The organism is Vibrio sp. Vb0937 (genome assembly GCF_033338855.1).
This window is the reverse complement of sequence record NZ_JAWOTK010000422.1, coordinates 1-1,070: the sequence shown is the minus strand read 5'-3', so window position 1 is coordinate 1,070 and position 1,070 is coordinate 1. Positions and strand designations below refer to the sequence as shown.

The following is a 1,070-nucleotide window of genomic DNA, read 5'->3' as shown; positions in this document are numbered from 1 at the left end:
TCTATCCTTGAACTAATGAATGAACTTCAAGAAGAAACGGGCATGGCAATGATCTTCATTACCCATGATTTAGGCGTAGTTGCTGAAGTGTGTGATGACGTTGCGGTAATGTATGGTGGTCGTATTGTCGAAAAAGCGGAGATTTTTGAGCTGTTTGACAATCCGCAGCACCCTTACACGGAACGTTTGATGGGCTTAATGCCAAGCTTGGACAACGAACCTAAGCAGATGATTGATATCAAACCAATCGATGCCAGCATGTTTGCTAGCTAACTGGTGCAAAGTGAACAAGTCATAAAAGAGGATGTTATGGCCAAAGAAGTATTAAGAATTGAAAATCTTAAGCAGCACTTTGTATCTGGTAAAGGACTGTTTAAGAAGGGCTACACGATCAAAGCTGTAGACGGCGTTTCCTTGTCGGTTTCAGAAGGAGAAACATTGGGACTCGTTGGTGAATCCGGCTGTGGTAAAAGTACCTTAGGACGTACGATTCTAAAATTGTATGAGCCTACAGAAGGTAAGATTTTCTTTGAAGGCAAAGACATTACAAAGTTCTCTGTCAAAGAGATGCGCTCGTTGCGTAAAGACATGCAGATTGTCTTTCAGGACCCAATGGAGTCACTTAACCAGCGTCACACCATTGGTATGATTTTGGAAGAGCCGTATATCATCCATAAAATAGGCACTCCTGCAGAGCGTAAACAATGGGTGAAAGAGCTGTTAGTGAAAGTTGGCTTGCCTGAAACGGCTGTGAACCGTTATCCGCACGAATTCTCTGGTGGACAGCGTCAGCGTATTGGTATTGCTCGTGCGATAGCACTGAAGCCAAAACTGTTGATTTGTGATGAATCAGTATCTGCACTGGATGTATCGGTTCAGGCGCAAATTCTCAACTTGCTGCTGCAACTTCAACAAGAAATGAACCTTGCCATCATCTTCATCTCTCACGATTTGTCGGTGGTTAAGCATGTCTCCGATAAAGTTGCGGTGATGTACTTTGGTAAAGTGGTGGAAGCGGGGAATGCGAAAGAAATTTACGCGAACCCACAAAACGATTACACCAAGAAACT

1 protein-coding gene and 1 pseudogene are annotated in these 1,070 nt (G+C 43.5%); both read left to right on the top strand.

The features are described from left to right. A pseudogene (locus R7P67_RS26215) lies at nucleotides 1-273 on the top strand (ABC transporter ATP-binding protein); the annotation flags it as partial. A gap of 36 nt (nucleotides 274-309) precedes the next feature. Beyond that, on the top strand, nucleotides 310-1,070 hold a 761-nt coding region (locus R7P67_RS26210), incomplete at its 3' end, for an ATP-binding cassette domain-containing protein (RefSeq protein WP_318086505.1).